The organism is Variovorax sp. P1_H12_2 (assembly GCF_056405335.1).
In genome coordinates this window covers 1-18,365 of the sequence record NZ_JBFUCI010000082.1, presented here as the reverse complement: position 1 = coordinate 18,365, position 18,365 = coordinate 1, and the positions used below count along the sequence as shown (strand labels likewise).

The 18,365-nt window shown below is 68.5% G+C and carries 22 protein-coding genes; 13 read left to right on the top strand and 9 right to left on the bottom strand.

The window, feature by feature from the left end; translation table 11 throughout:
* From AC1D2K_RS11090 to AC1D2K_RS11080, 3 genes are all read left to right on the top strand, one after another.
* Positions 1-229, top strand: a 229-nt coding sequence (locus AC1D2K_RS11090) for an SRPBCC domain-containing protein (RefSeq protein ID WP_478088851.1), incomplete at its 5' end; no start/stop codon positions are given.
* Positions 230-243: 14 nt separating this feature from the next.
* Complete coding sequence (locus AC1D2K_RS11085; protein WP_478088849.1) at positions 244-660, top strand: GFA family protein; 417 nt, start codon at positions 244-246, stop codon at positions 658-660.
* 158 nt (positions 661-818) lie between these two features.
* A complete protein-coding gene (locus AC1D2K_RS11080) occupies positions 819-1,142 on the top strand; it encodes a lysozyme inhibitor LprI family protein (protein ID WP_478088847.1) in 324 nt (107 codons plus the stop codon).
* A gap of 153 nt (positions 1,143-1,295) precedes the next feature.
* On the opposite strand, the gene AC1D2K_RS11075 is transcribed toward AC1D2K_RS11080, so the two are convergent.
* From AC1D2K_RS11075 to AC1D2K_RS11065, 3 genes are all read right to left on the bottom strand, one after another.
* Complete coding sequence (locus AC1D2K_RS11075; protein WP_478088845.1) at positions 1,296-2,507, bottom strand: amidohydrolase family protein; 1,212 nt, start codon at positions 2,505-2,507, stop codon at positions 1,296-1,298.
* A 24-nt stretch (positions 2,508-2,531) separates the two neighbouring features.
* Positions 2,532-3,437, bottom strand: a complete 906-nt coding sequence (locus AC1D2K_RS11070) for a LysR family transcriptional regulator (RefSeq protein WP_478088843.1) — start codon at positions 3,435-3,437, stop codon at positions 2,532-2,534.
* 82 nt (positions 3,438-3,519) lie between these two features.
* A complete protein-coding gene (locus tag AC1D2K_RS11065) occupies positions 3,520-4,314 on the bottom strand; it encodes a crotonase/enoyl-CoA hydratase family protein (RefSeq protein ID WP_478088841.1) in 795 nt (264 codons plus the stop codon).
* A 238-nt stretch (positions 4,315-4,552) separates the two neighbouring features.
* On the opposite strand from AC1D2K_RS11065, the gene AC1D2K_RS11060 reads away from it, so the two are divergent.
* The 9 genes from AC1D2K_RS11060 to AC1D2K_RS11020 are packed head-to-tail and all read left to right on the top strand — an operon-like array spanning position 4,553 to position 12,603.
* Positions 4,553-5,776: a CaiB/BaiF CoA transferase family protein gene (locus AC1D2K_RS11060; RefSeq protein WP_478088839.1), complete on the top strand. Its 1,224-nt coding sequence runs from the start codon at positions 4,553-4,555 to the stop codon at positions 5,774-5,776.
* Positions 5,777-5,809: 33 nt separating this feature from the next.
* On the top strand, positions 5,810-6,778 hold the full coding sequence (locus tag AC1D2K_RS11055) for a Bug family tripartite tricarboxylate transporter substrate binding protein (protein WP_478088837.1): 969 nt from the start codon (positions 5,810-5,812) through the stop codon (positions 6,776-6,778).
* A gap of 4 nt (positions 6,779-6,782) precedes the next feature.
* Positions 6,783-7,247, top strand: a complete 465-nt coding sequence (locus AC1D2K_RS11050) for a MaoC family dehydratase (RefSeq protein WP_478088835.1) — start codon at positions 6,783-6,785, stop codon at positions 7,245-7,247.
* Between the two features lie 19 nt (positions 7,248-7,266).
* Positions 7,267-8,067 carry an enoyl-CoA hydratase/isomerase family protein gene (locus AC1D2K_RS11045; protein ID WP_478088833.1) on the top strand — a complete coding sequence of 267 codons (801 nt, stop codon included), beginning with the start codon at positions 7,267-7,269 and terminating at the stop codon, positions 8,065-8,067.
* Positions 8,068-8,083: 16 nt separating this feature from the next.
* The gene (locus AC1D2K_RS11040) at positions 8,084-8,470 is read left to right on the top strand and encodes a Zn-ribbon domain-containing OB-fold protein (RefSeq protein ID WP_478088831.1); all 387 of its coding nucleotides are present in this window, start codon (positions 8,084-8,086) and stop codon (positions 8,468-8,470) included.
* A complete protein-coding gene (locus AC1D2K_RS11035) occupies positions 8,467-9,627 on the top strand; it encodes a thiolase (protein ID WP_478088829.1) in 1,161 nt (386 codons plus the stop codon). Before AC1D2K_RS11040 ends, AC1D2K_RS11035 begins: the two co-directional genes overlap by 4 nt.
* A gap of 22 nt (positions 9,628-9,649) precedes the next feature.
* A complete protein-coding gene (locus AC1D2K_RS11030) occupies positions 9,650-10,426 on the top strand; it encodes an SDR family NAD(P)-dependent oxidoreductase (RefSeq protein WP_478088827.1) in 777 nt (258 codons plus the stop codon).
* Positions 10,427-10,444: 18 nt separating this feature from the next.
* Complete coding sequence (locus tag AC1D2K_RS11025; protein ID WP_478088825.1) at positions 10,445-11,602, top strand: acyl-CoA dehydrogenase family protein; 1,158 nt, start codon at positions 10,445-10,447, stop codon at positions 11,600-11,602.
* A 23-nt stretch (positions 11,603-11,625) separates the two neighbouring features.
* Positions 11,626-12,603: an acyl-CoA dehydrogenase family protein gene (locus AC1D2K_RS11020; RefSeq protein ID WP_478088823.1), complete on the top strand. Its 978-nt coding sequence runs from the start codon at positions 11,626-11,628 to the stop codon at positions 12,601-12,603.
* A 43-nt stretch (positions 12,604-12,646) separates the two neighbouring features.
* On the opposite strand, the gene AC1D2K_RS11015 is transcribed toward AC1D2K_RS11020, so the two are convergent.
* On the bottom strand, positions 12,647-12,955 hold the full coding sequence (locus AC1D2K_RS11015; protein ID WP_478088821.1) for an amidohydrolase family protein: 309 nt from the start codon (positions 12,953-12,955) through the stop codon (positions 12,647-12,649).
* 122 nt (positions 12,956-13,077) lie between these two features.
* On the opposite strand from AC1D2K_RS11015, the gene AC1D2K_RS11010 reads away from it, so the two are divergent.
* Positions 13,078-13,665, top strand: coding sequence for a hypothetical protein (locus tag AC1D2K_RS11010; protein ID WP_478088820.1), 588 nt, complete (start codon positions 13,078-13,080; stop codon positions 13,663-13,665).
* A 55-nt stretch (positions 13,666-13,720) separates the two neighbouring features.
* Here the strand turns inward: AC1D2K_RS11010 and AC1D2K_RS11005 are convergent, their stop codons facing one another.
* The 5 genes from AC1D2K_RS11005 to AC1D2K_RS10985 form a co-directional block, all read right to left on the bottom strand.
* Positions 13,721-14,524 carry an SDR family oxidoreductase gene (locus AC1D2K_RS11005; protein WP_478088818.1) on the bottom strand — a complete coding sequence of 268 codons (804 nt, stop codon included), beginning with the start codon at positions 14,522-14,524 and terminating at the stop codon, positions 13,721-13,723.
* 17 nt (positions 14,525-14,541) lie between these two features.
* Positions 14,542-15,396, bottom strand: a complete 855-nt coding sequence (locus AC1D2K_RS11000; protein ID WP_478088817.1) for a helix-turn-helix transcriptional regulator — start codon at positions 15,394-15,396, stop codon at positions 14,542-14,544.
* 50 nt (positions 15,397-15,446) lie between these two features.
* The gene (locus AC1D2K_RS10995; RefSeq protein WP_478088815.1) at positions 15,447-16,649 is read right to left on the bottom strand and encodes an acyl-CoA dehydrogenase family protein; all 1,203 of its coding nucleotides are present in this window, start codon (positions 16,647-16,649) and stop codon (positions 15,447-15,449) included.
* A gap of 115 nt (positions 16,650-16,764) precedes the next feature.
* The gene (locus AC1D2K_RS10990; protein ID WP_478088853.1) at positions 16,765-17,838 is read right to left on the bottom strand and encodes a phosphotransferase; all 1,074 of its coding nucleotides are present in this window, start codon (positions 17,836-17,838) and stop codon (positions 16,765-16,767) included.
* A 78-nt stretch (positions 17,839-17,916) separates the two neighbouring features.
* The coding region (locus AC1D2K_RS10985; protein ID WP_478088813.1) for an enoyl-CoA hydratase-related protein at positions 17,917-18,365 on the bottom strand (449 nt) is incomplete at its 5' end.

Sequence of the window (18,365 nt, the reverse complement as noted above, 5' to 3'; positions counted from 1 at the left end):
GGCGGACCCCTCGCAGGCGGCCGATCCGGCCAGCTACAGCCGCGTGAGTTTCGACGTCGCGGCCTACGAGGACATGGTGCGGCTGACCGTCACCCACGACGAACTCGAGGCCGGCAGCGGGATGGCCAAGGGCATCCAGCAGGGCTGGCCGATCGTTCTTTCCAGCCTGAAGTCCCTGCTCGAAACGGGACAGGGCATCGACGTTTTCGCCAAGCCGAAGACGGCCTGAACCAGGAGTTTTTCATGACCCAGTCCTACACCGGCGGATGCGCGTGCGGCGCGATCCGCTACACGACCCAGCACGCGCCCGTCTTCCAGAACCACTGCCAGTGCAGCGACTGCCAGCGGCGAAGCGGCACCGGGCACGGCTCCTACCTGACCTTTCCCGCGCGCGCCGAGATGGCGATCACCGGCGAGGCGACGCACTGGGAGGTCGCGGGCGACAGCGGCAACGTGAAGATCCACGCCTTCTGCCCGGTCTGCGGCACACCGGTCTTCCTGCGCTTCGCCGCGATGCCGGAGCTGATCGCGGTCCATGCGGGCAGCCTGGACGAGCCGGGCCGCTTCGCGCCGCAGGTGCTCACCTACAGCGTCCGCGGGCTGGCGTGGGACGCCATCGATCCCTCGTTGCCGGCATTCGAGCGGATGCCGTCCGCCTAGGGCCGACGCGCCGTGCATCGGCGCGAAAGTGATCGCCGCGACGCCGACCCAGGGCATGGGTCAGCAATCCAGGTGAGTCGCAGCGCGTCGGCCGGTTCGAGGTGGTCAGGCAGATTGATACATTCTGATACCTCTCAAACCGAATCGACAACCAACCCATGATCTCGAAGTCCCTCGTCTTCCTCGCTCTCGCGCTCGCCGCAAACATCGCCGCCGCCGCGCCGCGCGCATGTGAACAGGAAGGACAGTGGGCGTGCGCAGGAGAAGACGCTGCAAGGGCGGACAAGGCACTCAATGTCGCCTACAAGCAAGCCATGGCGCGGCTTGACGCAGACGGCAAGATCAAATTGCGCAACGAGCAGCGCGCGTGGATCAAGCGCCGAGACAAGGAGTGCTCCGCGAACGCGATCAACCAAGGTCAGATTCTTGGCTGCGAACAGGACTTGACGATCACGCGTACCGCCGAGATCCAGCGCTACTAGCTGCCCATGCGGCCGGTGGCGGTGCAGCTCTTTTTACGCGGGCGCTGCGCGACTTCGTTGAGCAGCAGCTCGCGACTTCCAGCCTTTTAGTCCGACTCGCAACGCGCCAGGGCGATGCCGCGTCCCCGCGTGCCGTGCCGGCCAGCGGCCGGCTCACGCAGGCACCGCGTCCGGCAGCAAGACGTTGTCGCGCGCAACGATGCGTCCGCCGGCCACGACCAGTCGACGTGGCGGCCGTACGACGACCGCCTGCGCCACCGTCTGCGCCTGCACCAGCACCAGGTCGGCGCGGTCGCCCGTCGCGAGGCCATAGGCGGCGAAGCCGCAGCCGCGCGCGCCAGCGTGGGTGACGCAGTCGAGCGCGATGTCGAGCTCGTCGTCGCGGCGCAGGTTGTAGCGCATGCCGATCAGCATCGCGCGCTCCAGCATGTCGGGGCTGCCGTAGGGCGACCAGGTGTCGCGGATGCCGTCGTTGCCGCCCAGCACCGTCACGCCGGCCTGGCGGCAGGCCATCAAGGGCGGGACGTGGCGCGAAGGGGGCGCGCTGGTGATCAGCACCACGTCCAGCTTCGCCATGCGCGCCAGCAGCAAGTCGCGCTCGCGCTCGGGCAGTTCGCCCAGGCAGAAGCCATGGCTGATCGCGACCCGGCCGTGCATGCCGAGCGCGGCCGCGCGATCCAGGATCAGCGCCAGCGAGAAGGCCCCCATCGGGCCCGGCTCGTGAAGATGGATGTCGAGCGGACAGCCACGGCGCTCGGCGATGCCGAACAGCGTGTCGAGCGAGCGCACCGGGTCGCCGTCGATCGCGCAGGGGTCGAGGCCGCCGAGCACATCGGCACCCTGTGACATCGCGTCGTCGAGCAGCTCGGCCGTGCCGGGCCGCTGCAGCAGGCCCGATTGCGGAAAGGCGACGATCTGGATCTGCTGCAACGCCTTGAGCGTGCTGCGCGTGCGCATCACGCCGTCGAGGTGGCGCAGGCCGGCCTGGGTGTCGATGTCGACGTGGGTGCGCAGCCGGGTCGTTCCGAGGGCGAGGAAGTCCTTGGCGAGCGCCAGCGACTGGGCCGCGGCGTCGTGGCGGCTCGCCTCGCGGAAGGCGCGCTCGTTGTCGATCTTGTCGATGAGCCGGGTGCCGACCTCGTTGCGGTACCAGTCCAGGCCCCACAAGGTCTTGTCAAGGTGAGTGTGGCCTTCGACCAGGCCCGGCAGCAGCAGTGCGCCGCCGCCCTCCTCCACCACGCAGCCGGCGGGCACGGCCAGCGCGACGCCTGCCGCCGCGATGCGATCGCCGGTCACCAGCAGGTCGACGGGCGCCGCGCCCAGCGGGCGCACGTTGCGAAGAAGGAGCGAATCGGAAACGGGCATGAGAGAAGCCTCGCGACTGGGCGGCTAGCCCGCCTGGACCAACGGAAACTCGCGCGCCGCCAAGGCCCGGAAGCGGCTGGCGGCCGGACTCTCGGTGTCGGCCATGTAGGCGAGCGAGAGCCCGATCGAGGCCGTCGCCGGGAAATCCACGAAAGGCCGGTAGACGATCTTCTCGCTCACATAGCGCTGCATCACCGACGGCACCAGCGCCACGCCGAGACCGCTCTCGACCAGTGCGAGCACCGTCTGCACCTGGATGGCCTGCTGTGTCACGCGCGGAATGAAGCCGGCCTGCTGGCACGCGAACATGGCCGTGCCGTGAAGGCCGGAGGCCTGGCCGGCGGCATACATGATGAAGGACTCGCCGGCCATGTCCGACAGCTTGAGCATGCCCTTGCCGGCCAGCGGATTGCCGCGCGGCAGCGCTGCCACGTACTCCTCGCGCTCCAGCTGGAGCAGCGTGGCCCCGGTCGGCTGCATCAGGGGCACGCGCACGAGCCCGATGTCGAGCGACTTGTCTTCGAGCTGCTGCAGGATGCTCACCGACGTCGCTTCGCGCAGGATCAGTTCGACGCCGGGGTACTCGGCACGAAACAGCGGCAGCAGCTTCTGCAGCATGCCGTAGGTGGTGGAGCCGACGAAGCCGATCTGCAGCACGCCGCCGGTTCCCGCCAGCGTGCTCATCGCGGTCTCGCGCAACTGGTTGCCGTGGAAGAGCAGCTTGCGGGCCTCGATCAGCACCGCCTGCCCGGTGGGCGTGAGCAGGACGCCGGTGGACTCGCGGGTGAACAGCCGGGTGCCGAGCTCTGCTTCGAGTTTCTGGATCGAGACCGTCAGCGGCGGCTGCGCCATGTGCAGGCGCTCGGCCGCGCGGCGGAAGTTGAGCGTCTCGGCAAGAACGACAAAGTGGCGGATGCGTCGCAGGTCCATGGGCTTGGCTGAATCACTGGCGTCGAGCATAACGGAGCCCTCGCCCCTTGCCGCCCGTGCCGTGCCTGCGAGCCCGCCCACATCACCCCTTGAAGACAGCCGGGCGCTTGGCCAGGAAGGCTGCCACGGCCTCCTTGTGGTCGGCGGTCTGGTGCGACATCGCCTGGAAGGCCGAAGCCATTTCGAGCAAGGTGTCCAGGCGCGTGTGCATGGCCTCGCGCAGCAGCCGCTTGGTCAGGCGCACGGCGTGCGGCGGATTGGCCGCGATGCGCCGGGCCAGTTCGTTGGCGGTGGCGAGCAGCTGGCCGGCCGGCACCACGCGCGAGACCAGACCCCAGCTGGCCGCCAGTTCCGCGCCGATCACTTCGCCGGTGAACGACATCTCCGAGGCGCGCGACATGCCGACGATGCGCGGCAGCAGCCAGGCGCCACCGTCGCCGGGAATGATCCCGAGCTTGACGAAGCTCTCGGCGAACTTGGCGTGCTCCGATGCGATGCGCACGTCGCACATGCAGGCGAGGTCGAGCCCCGCGCCGATGGCGGCGCCGTTCACGGCGGCAATGATCGGCACTTCGAGGTTGAACAGCGCCAGCGGAAGCTTCTGGATGCCGGTGCGGTATTCCTGCCGGATCTGCATGCCCGAGACCTCGCCCGACGCCTGCCGCTCCATGTCGCGGATGTCGCCGCCCGAGGAAAAGGCCGTGCCCGCGCCGGTCAGGATCACCGCGCGCACGCTGCGGGCGTTGTGGATGCGGTCGATCGCGGCCAGGAAGTCCGGCACGGCGGAATTGCCCGTGAGCGGATTGCGGCGGCCAGGTTCGTTCATCGTCAGCGTGACGACGTGGTCTTGCTGCTCGTACAGGAGAAAGTCTGGCATCGCGGAAGGCCTCTTCAGGGTGTTGGACAGGCGGCCAGCGTAGGGCTTCAACCCCGACACGTCCAATATTGAATTTAACGATTTCAATACTTCATTGATATCACAAAGGAAAAGCTTCCCTATGGCGTTGCGACAGATCTCGATACCGATCGTATATCGCTTTTCGACTATTTAATATTGGACCGAACATGTAGCGCCACCCTATCCTCACGCCATCGACACAGGACAGGAAGCACACATGAAGACGGCATTGGGGCACCTCAAGGTGCTCGACCTGACCCGCATCCTCGCGGGCCCGTGGGCCACCCAGAACCTCGCCGACATGGGTGCCGAGGTGATCAAGATMGAGCGCCCCGGCGTGGGCGACGACACCCGCTACTGGGGCCCTCCCTTCCTCAAGGACGCCGAGGGCCGCGAGACCCGCGACTCCTCCTACTTCCTGAGCGCGAACCGCGGCAAGCAGTCGGTCACTGTCGACCTGGCGAAGCCCGAGGGACAGGAGATCATTCGCCAGCTTGCGCGCGACGCCGACATCCTGGTCGAGAACTACAAGGTCGGCACGCTCGCGCGCTACGGCCTGGCCTACGAAGACCTGCGCAAGATCAACCCGCGCCTGGTGTACTGCTCRGTCACGGGCTTCGGCCAGGACGGCCCGTATGCGGCGCTGCCGGGCTACGACTACGTGTTCCAGGGCATGGGCGGGCTGATGAGCATCACCGGCGTGCCCGACGGCGAGCCCGGCGCCGCCCCCATGAAGAGCGGCATCGCGATCAGCGACCTGCTGACCGGCATGTACGCCACCTCCGCGATCCTCGCGGCCATCGAGCACCGCCGCGTGAGCGGCGAAGGGCAGTACATCGACATGTCGCTGCTGGACTGCATCGTCACGATCAACTCGTACCAGGCGATCAACTACTTCCTCTCGGGCAAGATCCCGCAGCGCATGGGCAACGCGCACTCCAACATGGTTCCCTACCAGGTCTTCCGCTGCAAGGAAGGCGACATCATCATCGCGGTGGGCAACGACGCGCAGTACGCCGCCTTCTGCAAGGCGATCGACCGCCCCGCGCTGGCCGAAGACCCGCTGTACAGCACCACGGCGCAACGCAACCGCAACCGCGAGACGCTCATCCCGCAGGTGGCCGAGGCGATGCTGGCGCGCGCCATGGAAGACTGGGTTGCGCTGCTCGAGGCCCGCAACGTGCCCTGCGGCCCGATCCACAACATGAAGCAGGTGTTCGAGGACCCGCAGGTCACGCACCGCGAGATGCAGCTGTCGCTGCCGCACAGCGCGGGCGTCCAGGCGCCCAGCGTGGCCAACCCGATCCGCCTGTCGGAAACGCCGATCCGCTATACGCGCTCGGCACCCACGCTGGGCGAGCACAACAGCGCCGTCCTGGGCGACCGGCTCGGGCTGTCGGACGAACGCCTGGCCGAACTGAAAGCCATGGGCGTCGTGTAAGCGCGCCCACCCCAACCAAACGGAGACAAGATCATGAAGTTCACACCCCTTCGCACGGCGGCCATCGCCTCGCTGCTGCTCGTCGCCGGCTTCGCGGCCCAGGCGCAGCAGAAGACGCCGATCCGCTTCCTGGTGCCCTACCCGGCCGGCGGCGCCGCCGACCAGATCRCGCGGCTGGTGGCGCAGGACGCCTCGGTCATTCTCGGCGCGCCGATCATCGTGGACAACAAGGCCGGGGCCGCCGGCATGATCGCGGGCGACCTGGCGGCGCGCGCCGAGCCCGACGGCAAGACCTTCTTCGTCGGCTCGAACGCACCGCTGGTGATCAACGCGGCGCTCTACGCCAAGATGCCCTACGACCCGGAGAAGTCCTTCGTTCCGGTGTCGGGCATGGGCAAGTCGCCCCTGCTGCTGGTGACGCGCAAGGACCTGAGCGTCAAGAACGTGGCCGAGCTGATCGCGCTGGGCAAGAAGGAACCGGGCAAGCTGACCATGGGGTCGGCCAGCAGCGGCAACATCACGCACCTGGCGGGCGAATACGCCACCTCGCTGATGGGCTTCAAGGTCACGCACGTTCCGTTCACCGGCAGCGCGCCGGCCATCATGAGCATGATGGGCAACAACGTCGACATCATGTTCGACGCCCTGCCCTCGTCGATGCAGCAGGCCAAGGCAGGCAAGATCCATCCGCTGGCGATTCTCGACAGCGTGCGCTTCCCGCAGCTGCCGAACGTGCCCACGCTGAAGGAAGCGGGCTACCCGAAAGCGGAAGCCAGCGCCTGGTTCGGCGTGGTGGCGCCGGCGAACACGCCACCGGCCATCGTCAACGAAATGAACAAGGCCATCAACGAGGCGCTCAAGAAGCCCGAGCTGATCGAGAAGCTCCAGGCCATCGGCGCGCAGCCGATGCCCGGATCGCCGGAGGTCTTCGGCAAGTTCATCGCCGACGAGCGCACGCGCTGGATTCCACTGGCCAAGTCGCTGGGCGTGAAGGCGGACTGACACCATGGGCAAGAAAAGCTTCGACTCCATCCAGGCCCTCAAGGCGTTCGTGGGCGCGCCGCAGGTCACGGGCGACGCCATCACGGTCGACCAGGAAACCATCGACGTCTTCGCCGGCGTCACCCAGGACCGGCAGTGGATTCACACCGATCCGCAACGCGCCGCCACCGAGTCGCCCTTCAAGACCACCATCGCCCATGGGCTGCTGACGCTGTCGCTCATCACGGGCTGGTACCACCGCTGCTTCGAGTTTCCCAACCGGAAGATGGCGCTGAACTACGGCTTCGACAAGATCCGGTTCACCGGCCCGGTGCCCAGCGGCTCGCGGCTGGTCGGCAGCTTCCAGCTCGAGCGCGTCGACGACATCAAGCCCGACGAGGTTCGCTGCGTCTGGCACGTCGAAGTGCACGTCGAAGGCGCCGAGCGGCCGGTCATGGTCGCGACCTGGCTGATGCAGATCCGCTACTGAAAAGAATGAAAGGACAACCATGCCCGTTGTAGACATCTCCCAGGTGGGCGCGACGGCCGTGCTCACGCTCAACCGGCCCGCTCAGCGCAACGCGTTCGACTACGCCATGCGCGAGGAACTGGCCGCCGCCGTGGCGCGGGTGCGCGACGACGCGGCCGTGCGGGCGGTCGTTCTCACCGGCGCCGCCGGCCATTTCTGCGCGGGCGGCGACGTCAAGGTGCTGTCGGAGCAGCAGGGCCAGAAGCGCGACATCTTCGAAGGCCGCGAGCGCATCCGCAAGATTCACCGCTGGCTCGACGAGTTGATCGACCTCGAAAAGCCGCTGATCGCCGCCGTCGACGGCGTGGCCTTCGGCGCCGGCCTGTCGCTGGCGCTGTGCGCCGACTTCGTGCTGGCTTCGTCCCGCGCCACCTTCTGCAGTGCCTTCACGCGGCTCGGCTATGTGCCGGACACGGGCGCGATGTACCTGCTGCCGCGCGCCATCGGGCTCGCGCGCGCCAAGGAACTCGTCTTTACCGCGCGCGTGGTCGGTGCCGAAGAGGCGAAGACCCTCGGGCTGGTGCACACGGTGTGCGAGCCGGACACGCTCCTGCCGGCGGCGCTCGAGTTCGCGGCCCGTTTCCACAGCGCGCCGACCGAAGCGCTGGGCCTCGCGAAGAGCGTGATGAACCGCGCCTTCGAATCCGACCGGGGCGAGGTGTACGCGCAGGAGGCCATGGCGCAAGCCATCTGCCGCGAAAGCGAATTCCACGCCGAAGCCGTGCGCCGCTTCATGGCCAAGGAAGCACCGCTCTACCAATGGCCCGCCACGAAACCCTGACCCGGCAGCAAACCCCATGACCGACATTCGTCCCGAAGCAAGCTACTTCGCGCATCTCGCCGAAGGCAAGTTCATGCTGCAGCGCTCGCGCGCCAGCGGCAAGTACTTTTTCTACCCCCGCGTGGCCGAGCCGGTGACCGGTGCCCGCGACCTCGAGTGGGTCGAGGCGTCCGGCCGCGGCACGGTGCACGCCACCACGGTGGTGCGCGTCAAGCCGCCGCAGCAGCCGTACAACGTCGTGCTGGTCGACCTCGACGAAGGCCCCCGCCTGATGAGCCGCGTCGAAGGCATCGCGCCCGACGCGGTGCGCATCGGCATGAAGGTCCAGGCGCGCATCGGCCGGCAGGACGACAAGCCGATTCTTCTCTTTGACATTGCGCCGGACGCAGGGAGCCAGGCATGACCACGAACGACCGCTTTCCGCGCGGCAAATCGGCCATCGTGGCCGCAAGCACCTACGGCATGGGCGAATCGCCCGGCATGAGTTCGATGGACCTCGCCGTCTCGGCCAGCCTCGGGGCGCTCGACCAGGTTGGCCTCGCGCCGGGCGACGTGGACGGCCTCTTCATCGGCCTGCCCGACGACTTCCTCTCCGGGCTCACTTTCGCCGAGTACCTGGGCATCCAGCCGCGCCTGACCGAGAACAACCGCACCGGCGGCTCCGCCTTCCTCACGCATGCGATGTGGGCGGCGCTGGCGATCGAAGCAGGGCAATGCGATGTCGCGCTGATCGCCTACGGCAGCAACCAGCGCACCGCCTCGGGTGGTCTGGTCAGCGCGATGCGCCCCTCGGCCTACGAGGCGCCGTACAAGCTCGGGCGCCCCGTGGGGGCCTATGCGTTCGCCACCTCGCGCTACATGCACCAGTACGGGCTGAAGCGCGAGCAGCTCGGCGAAGTCGCCATCGCCGCGCGCCGGTGGGCGGCACTGAACCCCGACGCCTTCATGCGCGATCCGCTCACGATGGAGGACTACCTCCAGGCCCGCATGGTGTCGGACCCGATCAGCGTGCGCGACTGCTGCCTGGTGACCGACGGCGCCGCCGCCGTGGTCATGGTGAGCGCCGAACGCGCGAAACACATGGCGAAACGCCCGGTCTACCTGCTCGGCGCCGCGGCGGCCACGGACCATCGCGACATCACCTCGATGCCCGACCTCACGACCACCGCGGCCGTGCACTCCGGTGCGCGCGCCTTCGCCCAGGCCGGCGTCAAGCCCGCCGACATCGACGTGGTCGAGCTCTATGACGCCTTCACGATCAACACGCTCCTGTTCCTCGAAGACCTCGGCTTCTGCAAGAAGGGCGAAGGCGGCGCCTTCGTCGAAGGCGGCCGCATCGCACCGGGCGGCGCGCTGCCCGTGAACACCAACGGCGGGGGCCTCTCGTGCGTGCACCCGGGCATGTATGGCCTGTTCACCATGGTCGAAGCCACCCAGCAGCTGATGGGCCAGGCCGGCGAGCGGCAGGTGAAGGACGCGAAGCTGGCCGTGGCGCACGGCAACGGCGGCGAACTGTCGAGCCAGGCCACGCTGGTGCTCGGCACCGAAGAAACACTTTGAGTCAAAGACGAAGGAACCCGACATGAACGACGAATCCCTCTCGCTCGCGAACAAGAGCATCGTGGTGACCGGCGCGGCGCAAGGCATCGGCCGCGCCATCGCCGAACTGGCGCTGAAACTCGGCGCCACCGTCACGGCCGTCGACCTCAACGCCGGCGCGCTGGAAGCGTTTCGCGACGAAGCCGGCGCCGACCGCGTGCTGCCGATGGCCGGCAGCGTGGCCGACGAGGCCTTCGCGCAGCGCACCATCGACGAAGCCGTGGCCCGGTTCGGCGCCGTGCATGGTCTCGTCAACAACGCAGGCATCACCCGCACCGCGATGATCGAGAAGATGACCAAGGAGGAGTGGCAGCAGGTCATCGACGTGCACCTCACCGGCTCCTTCTTCTTCCTGCAGGCCGCGGGCCGCCACATGCTGGCCCGTGCGCGCGCGGGCGACAAGACCCAGGGCTCGATCATCAACATCTCGTCGGACGCCGGACGGCGCGGCACCATCGGCCAGATCAACTATGGCGCGGCCAAGGCGGGCCTGCTGGGCCTCACGATGTGCGCGGCGCGCGAGTGGGCCAAGTACAACGTGCGCGTGAACACCGTCGGCTTCGGCGTGGTCGAGACGCCCATGACCGAAACCATCCGCAGCGAGAAGTTCGCCGAAACCTACCGCGCACAGATTCCGCTCGGACGCTGGGCCGAGCCGGTGGAAGTCGCGCGCCCGGTGTGCTTCCTGCTCTCGGATGCGGCTTCGTACATCACGGGACAGCATCTGTCGGCCAATGGCGGCTACACGATCGGCCTCTGAGCACCGCCGGAGAACGCCTTGAGCCAACTGCTGTCCGCCTTCAGGCTTGCCGCCCTGCCCCCCGAAACGCAGGCGTTTCGCGAGGAGGTGAAGGCCTTTCTTCGCACCCACCTCGACGCTGCGCCGGCGGATGTTCGCGCGCGTTCGTGGATGGGGTTCAGCGCCAGCTTCAGCCGGAAGCTCGCCGCCCGCGGCTGGGTGGGCGTGACCCTGCCGGCCCCGKACGGCGGYGCCAGCCTCGATGCCTTCTCGCGCTTCGTGCTGGTGGAAGAACTGCTGGCCGCGGGCGCGCCGGTGTCCGCGCACTGGATCGCCGACCGCCAGAGCGGGCCGTTGATCCTGAAGTTCGGCACCGAGGCGCAGCGCGCCTTCTACCTGCCGAAGATCTGCGCTGCCGAGGCCTTCTTCTGCATCGGCATGAGCGAGCCCAACTCGGGCTCCGATCTCGCGAGCGTCGCCACCCGCGCGGTGCGCTGCGAAGGCGGCTGGCGCCTCAACGGCCGCAAGATCTGGACGACCAACGCGCAGCATTGCCACTACATGATCGCGCTGGTCCGGTCCTCCGGCGAATCGAAGGACCGCCAGCAGGGCCTGTCGCAGTTCATCGTCGACCTCTCGCTGCCGGGCGTGAGCGTGCGGCCGATCCGTGACCTGGCGGGCGATGCCCATTTCTCCGAGGTGCTGTTCGACGACGTGCTGCTCGCCGACGACGCGCTCATCGGCACCGAGGGCAGCGGCTGGGCACAGGTGAACGCCGAGCTGGCCTTCGAGCGCAGCGGACCGGAGCGCATCTATTCGAGCATCGTTCTGCTCGAGCACTGGATCGCCTGCCTGCGCCGCACGCCGGGCGCCTCGGTGCATGCCGCCACCATCGGCCGCTTCGCCGCCCACCTGGCCACGCTGCGCAACATGTCGATCGCGGTGACCACCAAACTGGTGAACGGCGAGAGCCCGGTGGTCGAGGCGGCGCTGGTGAAGGACATCGGCACCGAGTTCGAGCAGAGCATCCCGGCCGTCATCGAGGCGGCCATCGCCATGGACCCCGAAGGCGCCGTCGACCCCGAGCTGTACCGCGCGGTCGCCTACGTCAGCCAGGTGGCGCCCACCTTCTCCCTGCGCGGCGGCACGCGCGAGATCCTGCGCGGAATGATCGCGCGCGGTCTCGGCCTGCGCTGACCTCCGGCGAAAGAACCCTGACCATGTTTGCAGAAGCCATTGAAGACATCCTCCGCGACCAATGCACGCCGGCGGTGGTGCGCGCCATCGAGGCCGGCGGCTCGCCCGCGGCCTTGTGGAAATCCGTGGAGAGCGCCGGCTTTCTCGCGCTGCTGGCCCCCGAGGCCGAGGGCGGCGCGGAACTGCCGCTCGCGGAACTGTTCCCCGTGCTGTGCCATCTGGGCCGGTACGCCGTGCCGGTGCCGTTGGGCCAGAGCATCGTCGCGCGCGCGCTGCTGGGCAGCCGGCTGCCCATGCCGGACGGCATGGTCACGCTGGCGACCGCGCTGCGCCGCGACGCGGATGGAACGCTGCATTGCCCGTTGACGCCTTTCGGCGCCATCGCCGATGCCGTGCTGGCCCGGGACGGCGACGCCCTGCTGCTGCTGCCCTGCGCGGCGGCGCGGCGCACGCCGACCGGCGTCCATGGCAGCCTGGCCGCGTCGCTTTCGTGGACCAGCGATGCCGGCACGAGCCGGCTCGCCGATGCGGGCGCCGCCTTGCCCGCGTTCGCCGCCGCCCTGCATGCCGCCATGCTCGCCGGCGCCATGACCCGCATCTTCGAGATGACCCTGCAGTACTGCAACGATCGCGTGCAGTTCGGCAAATCGCTCGGCAAGTTCCAGGCGGTGCAGCACCAGCTGAGCGTGATGGCCGAGCACACGGCGGCGGCGGCTATCGCGGCCGAAGCCGCCTTCCGCGACGACGGCGAAGCGCCCCCGCTGCTGGCGTCGGCGATCGCCAAGTCGCGCGCCAGCGAAGCCGCGGTGCTGATCGCCGCGACCGCCCACGCGCTGCACGGCGCCATCGGCGTCACCGAGGAATACGACCTGCAACTGCTGACGCGCCGACTGCACGAATGGCGCATGGCGCATGGGTCGGAGGCGCACTGGAATCGGGTGCTGGGCGACCACCTGCTGGCCGGCGACGGCGCACTCACCGACTTCGTACGCGCCCTCTGAGTGCCCTGGGTCCTGCGGGGCCTGCGTCAGTTCCGGTGAGTCATCACGGCCGGCTGTAGATCGTCTTTCCTTCCTTGACGGTACGCAGCACCTGCAGCGCCCCCAGCGACTCGCGCGGCATCGTCATCGGATTGCCCGACAGCACCACGAAGTCCGCCAGCTTCAGCGCCTTGAAGGCGCCGAAATGGCTGGACTGATGGATGGCGATCACCGGGATGTCGGAGGCGACCTTGTCGAGATCGTCGCGGGTCGGATGGCGCTGCTCCTTCAGTTGCGAATCGTCGTAGCCGAAGCCGACCCACAACCCGAACTTGTTGGCGAACAGGGACTGCGGGCGACAATCGTGCGGCATTCTGCCCCGACGTCCTGACCGCAATGAGTTGACAGCCCCCCCCAACGCGGCAACAGTCGCAGCACCCACCGCAGGCAGGCTGGCGCCTGTTCGTTCCCCGCATGAGCACCCGGATCCGCACCATGGCCGATACAAAATTCGATTCCGACTCGCTGCCCCAGGAGGTGGTCTCGACGGCCGCCTCGGAGCTGTCGAGCCTGAGTCCCACCCAGGTCGAGAACGCCCTGACCCAGGCGCTGCCCCTGCCCGACATCATGTTCGGCGGGGCCGTGCTGGTCTTCGTGATCATGTTCCATGCCTTCTGGATCCGCATCATCACGAGCTCCTTTCTCAAGCGCTCGGCCGCCCTGGGCTCGCACGCCTCGCTGTGGCGCGCCGACCTGCTGTTCACGCTGACGGTGATGATGCTGCTCGCGCTGCACCTGGCGGAGGTGGTCGTCTGGTCGGCCGCCCTGATCTTCGGCCACATCATCGGCGAGTGGTCGACGGCGGCCTACTTCGCGGCGAACTGCTACACCGCGCTGGGCGAGCCGTTCTCGCTGCCGCGCGCCTGGCGCATGGTGCCCCCGATCATCGGGATGTCGGGCATCTTCGCTTTTGCTTGGACCGCCAGCGTGCTGGTCAATTTCGTGGCGCGCTACAACGACCTTCGCGCGCAGGTTCTCGCCGCCCCTCCCGGCAGCCAGGCCAAGCACCCGGTGCGCCCGTAGCGGTCCGCGTGCCCTGCGGCCGAGCTCAAGGCACAGCGTCCGGCGACCATGAGGTTCAGAGCAACGCCCCCGCCGACTCCAGCGCCGGCTTGACACTCTCCACCGCCCCGCCTCCATCGCACGGAATCAAGGCGCCCGAGATATAGCCCGCATAGGGCGATGCCAGGAACAACGCAAGGTTGGCGATGTCATCCAAGCTGCCGAAGCGCTTCAGCGGCACGGCGTTCTGTGCCGCGTCGCGCTCTGCCACCGAGGGCGCCATCAGCTTGCGGAAGCCTTCCGTGCCGTCGATCGGCCCGGGCGAGATCGAATTGATGCGCACGCCCTCCGCGCCCCACTCCAGCGCCAGCACGCGCGTGAGTTGGTCGACGCCGGCCTTGGCGGCGCAGGCATGCGCCTGGTAGCGCATCGGCACGAAGGACTGCGGCGCCGTGATGTTGATGACCGATGCGCCGGGCTTGCGCAGGTGCGCATGCGCCTGGCGCAGCACGTGGAAGCTGCCGACCAGGTCGATGTCGACCACTACCTTGAAGCCGTTGGACGACATGTCCTTGGCTTCGCAGAGGAAGTTGCCTGCCGCGCCCGACACCAGCACGTCGATGGGGCCGAATCGGTCGACCGATTCCTGCAGCGCGCGGCCCACCGCATCGAAGTCGCGCACGTCGGCGCACACGCCGTGCACCTCGCCGCCGTGACCGCGCAGCTCACCGATGGCGGCCGCCACGTTCTCGGGCTTGCGGCTGGCCACCGCGAGCCTGGCACCCTGGCGCGCGAACGCGTGCGCGATGCCGAAGTTGATGCCCGTGGTGCCGCCGAACACCACCACGTGCTTGCCAGTGAAATCGAAATCTACTTGCATAAGTCTTTGAGGAAGAATCAGGCGAACTGATAGCGCGGCGAGCCCGCAGCCGCCCGGCCGTAGAGCTCGAGCCTGCGGCTGCCCGCGAAGATCGACTTCGGCGTCAGGCCGTAGACCTGCCGGATCGAGTGGCTGAAATGGGTCGAGTCGGGGTAGCCGACATCGAGCGCGATGTTCGCCAGATTGGCGTTCTGCGTCACGTAATAGAGGACGCTGCGAGCCCGCTGCCAGGTCCGGAAGCTGCGGAACGGCGTGCCCACCTCGGCCTTGAACAGGTGCAGGAAGCGCGACACCGACAGGTGCGAGGCGTCGGCGCAGTCCTGCGCCGAGGTGTGGCTGTTGGGGTCGTCCTTGATGCGCGCGAGCGTGGCGCGGATGCGCCGATCGATGGCACGCGGCACCAGCGCCTCGCCGAAGAAGCTGTGGTCGAAGTCGGCCGTCTGCGGGAACTGCCGCGTGCTGCTGCAACGGAAGCGCTCGAGCGCGGCGCGCAACGCACGCAGCACCTCGTCGTCGCACACGAGGCCGCGCCCCTGCGCGATGAAGGCCGGCAGGCGCTTGCGCTCCACGCTGTCGGCCTCGATGAGGATGTTGCAGATCATGCGTTCGCCCGAGGCGATGCGATGCGGCACGTAGGGCGGAATCACCGACACCTCGGCCTCCTCCCAGGCGCCGCCTGCGACGCTGATGCGGTGCGGCTTGCTGAGCGACACGTAGATCGAATAGGCGCCGAAGGTGCGCACCGAGGGCTCGCCGAGCAGGCCCACGTAGAGCACGCGATCCGCGTTCAGCCACATGAGCGGCTCCTGCCGCGCGGGGGCGGTGCCGCGCACGGCGATGGAGGATGCGGAAGAGTCGAGTTCGATGTGCATGGTTGTCTCCTTGCTTCAGTCTGCCGAATCTGGGTGCCACGGGGCGGCTGCTAGCGATACTTCTTGAGCTCCAGCTGACCGATCTGGTTGCGGTGCACTTCATCGGGGCCATCGGCCAGCCGCAGCAGGCGCGCGGTGGCATAGGCCGAGGCGATGCCGTGGTCGTTGTTGGTGCCGCCGCCGCCGAAGGCCTGGATGGTCCAATCGATCACCTGGCAGGCCATCTTCGGCGCCGCCACCTTGATCATCGCGATCTCTGCCTTGGCGATCTTGTTGCCGACCGTGTCCATGCGGTGCGCCGCGTTGAGGGTCAGCAGCCGGGCCTGCTCGATCAGGATGCGCGACTCGGCGATGCGCTCGACCGTCACGCCCTGCTGCGCCACGGGCTTGCCGAAAGCCACGCGCGTGAGGCTGCGCTGGCACATCAGCTCGAGCATCTTCTCGGCCAGGCCGACCAGCCGCATGCAGTGGTGGATGCGCCCCGGCCCGAGCCGGCCCTGAGCGATCTCGAAGCCACGGCCTTCGCCGAGCAGCATGTTGGAGGCCGGCACGCGCACGTTCTCGAACGTGACTTCCGAGGCGCGGTCGGGCACGCCGTAGAAGCCGAACACCGCGATCGGCCGCACCACGGTGACGCCGGGCGTGTCGAGCGGCACCAGGATCATCGACTGCTGCTTGTGGCGGTCGGCGTTGTCGGGGTCGGACTTGCCCATGAAGATGCAGATCTTGCAGCGCGGGTCGGTGGCGTTGGTGGTGTACCACTTGCGGCCGTTGATCACGTAGTGGTCGCCGTCGCGCACGATGCTCGACGCGATGTTGGTGGCGTCGCTCGAGGCCACGTCGGGCTCGGTCATCGCGAAGCAGGAGCGGATCTCGCCGGCCAGCAGCGGCACCAGCCACTGCGCCTGCTGCTCGGGCGTGCCGTAGCGGGCCAGCACCTCCATGTTGCCGGTGTCGGGCGCCGAGCAGTTGAAGACCTCGGGCGCCAGGTGCGAGCGGCCCATGATCTCGCACAGCGGCGCGTACTCGAAGTTGGTCAGGCCGGCGCCATGCGAGGACTCGGGCAGGAACAGGTTCCACAGGCCGGCCGCGCGGGCCTTCGGCTTGAGCTCTTCGAGCACCGGGGCGACCTTCCACGGGCCCAGTTCCTCGGCCTCGCGGTAGTAGCGCTTCTCGTTCGGGTAGATGTGCTCGTCCATGAAGGCGGCGAGGCGTTTTTGGAGGTCCTGGACYTTGGGGGAGAACTCGAACACAGCTGACTTTCGGATGAGGTGGAGGAAGGAACGCGTCAGGCCGGCGCCGGGCCGCCCCAAGGCGGCCTGCGGCCCCCTCGGGGGGCAGCGACACACGAAGTGAGGAGCGTGGGGGTCACGTGAATGCGGTCCGGGGAAAGTGGGCCTCGACCTGCCGCCACGCGGCCTCTGCGATCGGCTTCGCGCGGGCGCCGGTCTCGCGCGCCTCGGCGCTCGACGCCGTGCCGTCGTGCGAGCGTTTCAGGATGCCCTGCAGGATGGCGGCGAGCCGGAACATCGCGTAGGCCAGGTAGAACTCCCAGTGCGCCGGGTCGACCGGCTCGCGGCCGACCCGGCGGCAATAGGCATCGAGGTAGGCGCGCTCGCTGGGGATGCCGAGCGCCGCGAAGTCGGCACCGGCCATGCCGCGGAACTGCTGCGCACCCAGCCGCCACGGCAGCGCGTGGTAGGCGAAGTCGGCCAGCGGGTGGCCCAGCGTGGACAGTTCCCAGTCGAGCAGCGCCAGCACGCGCGGCTCGCTCGGGTGGAAGATCATGTTGTCGATGCGCAGGTCGCCGTGGAAGAGGCAGGTCTCGTCCCCGGCGGGGACGTTCGCCGGCAGCCATTCGATCAGGCGCTCCATCGCGGCGATCGCCTCGACGCCGTCGGGCCCGGCCACCGTCGCCTGGTACTGGCGCGTCCAGCGCGCGATCTGGCGCTCGAAGAAGGCGCCGGGCCGCCCGTAGTCGGCCAGGCCGACCGCAGCGACATCCACCCGGTGCAGCGCCGCTACCACGCGGTTCATCTCGTCGTAGATGGCGCCGCGCTCGGCCACCTGCATGCCGGGCAGCGCCGGATCCCACAGCACGCGGCCGTCGACGAAATCCATCACGTAGAACGGCGTGCCGACGACTTGCGGGTCGTCGCAGAAGCAATGCACGCGGGCCACCGGCACGTCGGTGCCGCCCAGGGCATGCAGCACGCGGTACTCGCGGTCGACCGCATGCGCGGAGGGCAGCAGCACGCCGTCGGGCTGCTTGCGCAGCACGTAGCGGGCACCGGCGGCATCGCTCAACAGATAGGTGGGGTTGGACTGGCCGCCCTTGAAGCGGGTGGCCGTCAGCGGGCCGCGCAGGCCGGGCAGCCGAGCTTCGAGCCAGGCGGCCAGGCAGGCTGTGTCCAGGGCCCACGGGGCCGTTTCCGGAGACATCGCGCTCACGAGGAAGGTCCTTGCATGCGGCCCATCGTAGGCCACATTGTCTGACAATGCATCAGGGTTTGTCCGACACTATCGCCCGATAAATCGAGGGCTTCTCTTGGCCGAGAAGGCCTTGACACCCTCCTCGGCGTCGGCCGTGGCGCCCGAGGCGACCATGCCGCGGTGCTCGAGATCCAACTGCGCTTCCAGCGAACGGGCGCCCGCACCGTCGAGCAGGGCCTTGGTCCGCGCCAGCGCCGCGGTGGCGCCGGCGGCGAGCGCCTCGACCAGCGAGAGCGCGCGGGCTTCGAGCTCATCGTCCGCGTGGACCTGCGATACGGCGCCGATGGCCAGGCATTCGCGCGCCGTCAGCGGCTGGTTGGTGAGGAAGATCTCCTTGGCACGCGCGGCACCCACGCGGCGCGCCAGCAGCCAGGACGATCCGGCGTCGGGTGTGAGGCCGATCGCGGAGTAGCCGCCGCGCAGCTTCATCGACTCGGCCGCAAGCACGATGTCCGCGCTGAGCGCGAGGCCGATGC